Annotated in this window: 7 protein-coding genes; 1 reads left to right on the top strand and 6 read right to left on the bottom strand. The window is 38.9% G+C overall.

Features of this window, described 5'->3' with window-relative positions; all coding sequences use genetic code 11:
* Positions 1–91 precede the first annotated feature (91 nt).
* The 5 genes from hemW to gpr form a co-directional block, all read right to left on the bottom strand.
* Positions 92–1249, bottom strand: a complete 1158-nt coding sequence (hemW, locus tag B1R93_RS03255; protein WP_088102531.1) for a radical SAM family heme chaperone HemW — start codon at positions 1247–1249, stop codon at positions 92–94.
* A gap of 76 nt (positions 1250–1325) precedes the next feature.
* A complete protein-coding gene (gene lepA, locus B1R93_RS03260) occupies positions 1326–3146 on the bottom strand; it encodes a translation elongation factor 4 (protein ID WP_088102532.1) in 1821 nt (606 codons plus the stop codon).
* Between the two features lie 236 nt (positions 3147–3382).
* A complete protein-coding gene (locus B1R93_RS03265; protein WP_088102533.1) occupies positions 3383–3736 on the bottom strand; it encodes a DUF3679 domain-containing protein in 354 nt (117 codons plus the stop codon).
* 1 nt (position 3737) lies between these two features.
* Entirely contained in the window at positions 3738–4922 is a 1185-nt protein-coding gene (gene spoIIP / locus B1R93_RS03270) for a stage II sporulation protein P (protein WP_088102534.1), read from the bottom strand.
* Positions 4923–5039: 117 nt separating this feature from the next.
* On the bottom strand, positions 5040–6158 hold the full coding sequence (gene gpr, locus B1R93_RS03275; protein WP_088102535.1) for a GPR endopeptidase: 1119 nt from the start codon (positions 6156–6158) through the stop codon (positions 5040–5042).
* Positions 6159–6370: 212 nt separating this feature from the next.
* Here gpr and rpsT point away from each other — a divergent pair, with 212 nt between their 5' ends.
* Positions 6371–6637, top strand: a complete 267-nt coding sequence (gene rpsT, locus B1R93_RS03280) for a 30S ribosomal protein S20 (protein WP_088102536.1) — start codon at positions 6371–6373, stop codon at positions 6635–6637.
* Here the strand turns inward: rpsT and B1R93_RS23290 are convergent.
* Positions 6592–7134, bottom strand: a 543-nt coding sequence (locus B1R93_RS23290) for a transposase (protein ID WP_425348919.1), incomplete at its 5' end; no start/stop codon positions are given. The two genes, rpsT and B1R93_RS23290, sit on opposite strands and share 46 nt — an antisense overlap.

Consider the following 7134-nt stretch of genomic DNA (forward strand, 5'->3'; position numbering starts at 1 on the left):
TTAGCACTCAAGCAAAACGAGTGCTAAATCTAAAGATAAGTTATCAAAAAGGTCTCATTTTGTCAATATCTATTGCTATCTTGTTGTATCTCTAAACAATATGTCCCTCTTCAAGAACCGCAATAAACTGTTCAAAGACCTCATTCCCCAATAATAAACCTTCATTTGTTAACCTTATCCAACCTTGCTTTTTCTCCAATAGTCCTCGTTCAATAAGCTTATCAATTTGATGCTGATATAACTCTTCGGGATTGCAATGATAGCTTTTTTTAAACTGTTCAATAGAGATGCCTTTTCTTTTTCTTAACCCCATAAACATTGCTTCCTCAATTCGTTCAACAACAGTCACATTATGCTCATGAAGATACGGAAGTTCGTATTTTTTTATCGCTTGAATGTATTTGGGGACAGGCCCGTAATTTTGATTTCTAACACCTTGTACATACCCATGTGCCCCCGCTCCAAACCCATAATATTCTTCGTTATTCCAATAAACTAGATTATGTTTACTTTCAAAACCCGGTTTAGCAAAATTGCTTATTTCATAGTGAGTGAAACCTGCTTTAGCTAATTTTGTCCGGAGAAGGTTATACATCTTCACTTCATCATCTTCTGGAGGGAGCGATAGCTTTCCTTTACGAAGTTGGTTATAAAATACTGTTTTTTCTTCAACCTTTAAAGAGTATGCTGAAATATGGTCAACATTTAATGCAATTGCTTCTTTTAACGTTTGCTCAAAATGGTCAGGTTTTTGATGTGGAAGACCAAACATTAAATCGATAGAAATATTTTTGAAACCAACTTTCCTACTTCTTTCAATTGATTCCTCAACACTTTTGCGAGAATGTGTACGACCAATTCCTTTGAGGAGGTCTTGTTCGAACGTTTGGACGCCAATACTTAAACGATTCACTCCCGCATTTTTCATTACATTCAGCTTATCTAACTCACTGCTATCTGGATTTACTTCGACGGTAAACTCTTTTACTTGTTCAAGCGGGAAAATCTGCGCCATTCCCTCAAACAATGTTTGAAGTTGTTTTGCAGTTAATGCCGTTGGTGTTCCCCCACCTATATAGATCGTTTCTAACCGGTCAGGTAATGTACGTTGAGTCGCTAACTCCATTTCCATCAGGAGGGATTCTATATAGTCGTCGACAGGCTGATTTTTTAAGAATACTTTATTAAAATCACAATAATGACAAATATGTTCACAAAAAGGAATGTGAATATATGCAGCCTTAACCATGAAAAAACACCCCCAAACCTTTTTTATTATTTAAATAGAGCAAAAACCGCAGGAGCTTCCCCTGCGGTCTAACAATCTAATCATCCATTCGAAGAACGGCCATAAAGGCTTCCTGTGGCACTTCAACGTTCCCAACAGCTTTCATCCGTTTCTTCCCTTCTTTTTGCTTCTCAAGAAGTTTACGTTTACGAGAGATATCTCCACCGTAACATTTAGCTAATACATTTTTCCGGATCGCCTTAATCGTTGAACGAGCAATGATTTTTTGGCCAATACTTGCCTGAACTGGAACTTCAAATTGCTGACGCGGAATTAATTCCTTTAGCTTTTCAACAATTTGCTTTCCTCGTTCATATGCAGCATCGCGATGGACAATAACAGAAAGGGCATCAACTGTTTCTCCGTTTAGAAGGATATCCATTTTTACGAGCTTCGAAGGCTTGTATCCGATGAGTTCATAATCAAACGATGCATATCCCTTTGTATTCGATTTTAATTGATCAAAGAAATCATAAACAATTTCTGATAATGGGATTTCATAAACAATTTGCACGCGATTTTCATCTAAATATTGCATATCAATGAAAATCCCACGTTTCCCTTGACATAGCTCCATAACGGAACCAACGAAATCATTCGGTACCATTATAGTCGCTTTGACATAAGGCTCTTCAATTTGTTCAATTTTCTGCGCATCTGGCATATTAGCTGGGTTATCAATTTGGATAAAGTCACCATTGGTCATCGTTACTTTGTAAATAACACTCGGTGCTGTTGTAATTAATGTAATCCCAAATTCTCGCTCAATACGTTCTTGGATGATTTCCATGTGCAGCAGACCTAAGAAACCACAGCGGAAACCAAAACCTAATGCTTGAGATGTTTCAGGCTCATATTGTAGGGACGCATCATTTAATTCGAGTCTTTCAAGTGCTTCACGCAAATCATTATATTCACTCGTATCGACAGGATACAATCCACAATACACCATTGGGTTCATACGACGGTAACCAGGTAATGGCTCTTCAGCAGGTTTTACCGCACTTGTGATCGTATCCCCAACTCGTGTATCTGCTACATTTTTAATGGCGGCCGTTAAAAAGCCTACATCTCCAACCGTTAGCTCGTCACGCATGGATGTTTTTGGAGTAAATACCCCAACCTCTAATACTTCAAACTCTTTTTTCGTTGCCATCATCCGAATCTTTTGTCCTGGTCTTACTGTACCTTCAACAATCCGAATGTAGGCAACAACACCACGGTATGGATCATACAAAGAATCGAAAATTAATGCTTTCAACGGAGCTTCTGGATCACCAGTTGGAGCTGGTACTTTTTCAACTACTTGTTCAAGAATATCCTCAATTCCAATCCCGTTTTTTGCCGAAGCAAGGACCGCATCTGAAGTATCTAGACCAATTACATCCTCTACTTCCTGTTTTACACGATCTGGTTCCGCACTTGGCAAATCAATTTTATTTATGACAGGCAAAATTTCTAAATCATTATCAAGAGCGAGATACACATTTGCAAGTGTTTGTGCCTCAATCCCTTGCGCTGCGTCAACGATTAACAAAGCTCCTTCACAAGCTGCTAAACTCCTAGACACTTCATACGTAAAATCGACGTGCCCTGGTGTATCAATCAGATGAAAAATATATTCTTCTCCATCCTTCGCCTTGTACGTTAATTGTACGGCATTAAGCTTAATCGTAATCCCGCGTTCACGTTCAAGATCCATTGCATCTAATGTTTGTTCTTTCATTTCACGTGCCGTTAAAGCACCCGTCTTCTCTAAGATTCGATCGGCCAAAGTCGATTTCCCATGATCTATATGTGCAATAATCGAGAAATTACGAATTTTCGATTGACGTGCTAAGCGTTGTTCATTATTCAATGTAATCACTCCTACTATCGTGCAAAATACACTAATTTCAATTATACCAATCGAAGAACACCTATTCAATAATAGATTCTTTCTCATGCAGCTTGACTAATAAAAAAATATATTTAAACCGATTATTATCGCTTAGTATAGGCAACTAGTCCGTAATATAAGCAAAATAAGTCATATCACTACCTAATCGAAAAACAAAAAGAAAAAACCAGTAGAATAGAAACTCTACCAGTTTTTCAGTCCTCTTGCTTCCCTTCACCGTTTAAGGTTTGGTGAACAAACGTCATGATTTGTGAAAGAAGGGAACGACTTGCTACATTTAAACTTTCAGCTAACTGACCACCAATGTCTGAAAAGAAATTAAACCTTCCAATCTCTTCAACCTTTTGACGCTTTTGTTTTAATTCCTCCATAGGCTTTGGAGAAGGCTCTGGCCTCTGTTCTGGTTGAACCTTCTCACCATCAGTTTGAACAAAAAGTGGTTCTGGTTGCGATAGTCCCAATTCTTCACTCATATGCTGCATTCCAACTAATGAACCTAGAAAGAGTAGAAGTACTATACTTATGAATATCGCAACAAACCGTTTCATTTTAATTCTCCCCTTTTTCTCCATCTACCTTTTGTTCATCCCAATAAAATTCCGAAAACACTTCTGCAATAGCTTCTGCCGAACGATACGTTTCATCAAGTGAGTTATAGACTCCACCGACTTCAATCAAAATCGACTTTTCAGAAAGATCTTGATTAAAGCGTCCATTTGTTCCTTGGCCTGCTTTAGTAATAACCCCACGACTCAAGCCGGGATAATGCTTTTCTAATAAATTATGAAGCTCTTCAGCTAAGTGCAAATTATGCTTATAATTACTATGATTTCCACCAATGACGAAGAATGTTCTTGCGTATTCAACACCATTAATCGTAACTGTTGTACGATCGTAAGGTAGCGTATCACGGTGTAAATCAAAGAAAAACTCTAAATCTTCATCTTGAGTCATTGCTTCTTTCACATATTCACGTGATGCATCATAGGATTTCCCATAGCCCCAGTCACGTTGATGCAAGTTTGCTTGAATATCACGCTTTTCAACTTCAGTACCAATCCCTCTTTTTTCTAATTCCTGGGATAGCTTCTCACCAACTAATGTAATATTGATTTTGTTATGATGCGCCTCATTCGGTTCATCCGTATCTAATTCTGGCAAGAATGATTCATAATTATGAGAGTGAATAATGTGAACAACTTTTCTACCATTTGTTGTTTCACCTATTTTTGCGCCTTCCTTTTCTAATTCCTCTAACTTTTCTAAACTCTCTTTTGTTGCATCACGCTCTGCCATAATCACTTCCATCGGTGGAGCAGATTCTACTGGAAGATTCGTGTAGTCTGTTCCTTCACCAGCGACAACAATATGCCCATCAAACAACGCAAAACCTGGTAACTCTCTTCCTAATAAACTTCTAGGATCGTCGGGATTTATACTCGTTGTTAACTGGAAAGCCAGCGAAGATAAGCTTAATGGCTTACTGTCTTCTGGTAATGATTGTTTTAAATACGGGTTTTCCGTTGCCATTAAGTGGACAAAGTGTTCTCCTTTCAAGTCCGTTGCCCACTCATGAACAGAGGAGGACGCTAAGCCATATCTTGGTTCAATTGATGTCAGCATTCCTGTAAAAATAAATAACGCCATAATCCCTAAAATAACAAATACCGCAAGACGTTTAATGCTCGTCCTATTCAAATGGATCGTAAATCCGCGAACTTGATTCCGTCTCATGTTTTCACCTCTAACTATATGCTTGTCCTTTACCTTATGAGGTCTTGTCCCACGATAGAACCAAAAAAACCTCTCACTTTTTTTGTGAGAGGTTTAATAACTATTTCTTTTTAAAATTTAATGAGTATAAGCCCCAACATTTCCTTGGTCTACTTGCTTATGCAATGCCGCATTTAACCCTTCAGCGATGACATTGGCCATATCATCAATAAATACATCAACTTCTTTTGGAGTGACCATAAGATTGTGACCTAACGGGGCCAGAACTTCGCGAATAAGTTGACGTTTTTCATCTTCGGGAAGTGTCCCAATCATGCCCATGATCGTTTGTCTTTTTTCTTCTGACGGCAAATCCTCATCTTTAAGTTCTCTTCTTTCTCCGAATGTCATTCCTGCTGGTACTAATGAGCGTGACGGTTTATGACCTTCCTTCATTTCTCTTCCAAAATGCTTTAATACATAATCAATGGTATCACTTGTAATGGATACTGCATCGACGACCGTTGGAATTCCTACGGCGATTACTGGAATCCCCAGTGTCTCCTTACTTAATTCTTTTCGCTTATTTCCAACTCCACTGCCTGGATGGATTCCCGTATCCGAAACTTGGATCGTTGCATTTACCCTTTCAATTGAACGAGAAGCAAGTGCATCGATGGCAATAACAAAATCAGGTTTTGTTTTTTCAATAATTCCATGAATGACATCACTTGTTTCAATCCCTGTTAACCCCATCACTCCTGGAGCTAACGCACTTACCGGACGAAATCCTTCTTGAACTTGTTCAGGCGCAAGTTGAAACAGATGTCTTGTGATGAGTAAATTCTCAACAGCTATCGGTCCAAGCGCATCTGGGGTGACATTCCAGTTTCCTAAACCAACAACTAAACATGTATCTGTTGGTTTAATCCCAAGTCCAACAATAAATTGGTGAAAAGCATCTGCAAAAACCTGCTCCATTTTTTGTTGAGCTTCTGTATCTTTTTTTCTTATCCCTTGGGACTCAAATGTTAAATAGGAACCAGCTTTTTTCCCAAGACGCTGAGCCCCTTGCTCTGTAACTTCAACTCGGGTTATTTGTACCCCTTCAATCGTCTCTTCCTGAACGTTGACACCACTGACTGAAGAAGGGGTAGCGTTTTTTTTCTTTTCTTCTTCTAGAACCATTTGATGTGCTTCTAACGCGAGATCAGTTCGAATTTGAAAGGCATCTAAATTCAATTCATCAGTCACCATAATCACTCTCCTCGTATCATCTTTAAATTTAGCGTGTCCCATGCGTTTAGTTTTCATTCTTCTATTGCAATTCCTGGCGCTTTTTGATAGAATGCAGATTGTTGTATTGATGATATAGAGAGTCATCATTGCCCTGAACAAAGAAACGAAACCGTTCATATTTTATAGATGGACTGGTGAAAGTGGACAAGTGAATTTTAGGAGGTGAAGATATGCCAAATATTAAATCTGCCATTAAACGTGTAAAGACAAACGACAAGCGTCGTGCACAAAATATTTCTGTGAAGTCTGCTTTACGTACTGCAATCAAGACGTTTGAAGCAAAAGTAGAAGCAGGCGATGCTGCAACAGCTCAAACTGCATTTGTTGATGCTATTAAGAAACTTGATAAAGCAGCTAGTAAAGGTCTTATTCATAAAAATGCAGCAGCTCGTCAAAAGTCTCGCCTTGCGAAAAAATTAAACGGGTTATCTGCATAATTGCAGAACATAAAAACGACTCCTTCATAGGAGTCGTTCAGACCGTAGACAAAACGCCTTTGAGAAATGACTCTCAAAGGCGTTTTCGCGTATTTCCGTCTATTGTCTGTTGGTGACGCTGGAGGATGGGTGTTCCTCCAGTGCCAGTTGGCTAATTTTTTTAGGTTCATGGCAGCGAAAACAAGCATCGCCTGCATTGAGTTTTTTTCCAACCCTTTTAGGTTGGTCCAACGCATACCATGCTTTTGTTTGAGATCGGCAAAGACACGTTCAATCGTTTCTTTACGCTTGGCGTAAATCTCTTTATTTACCTCTGTGTGTCGTAAGTGTTCGGCTTCATCCAAAGCATCCTGCCAAATGTGTCGTAAAACCAACTTCTGCTGGTTTTTACTCTTGGTACATTGGTGTAAGACCGGACAAGCCTGACAAATGGATGAATCAGATATGTACTCCCGATAGCCTTCTCGGTTCGTAGTCCTATATGGTAGAATCTGATT

This window comes from Halalkalibacter urbisdiaboli, assembly GCF_002156385.1.
In the GTDB taxonomy this organism is placed as follows: Bacteria; Bacillota; Bacilli; order Bacillales; family Bacillaceae_D; genus Halalkalibacter_A; species Halalkalibacter_A urbisdiaboli.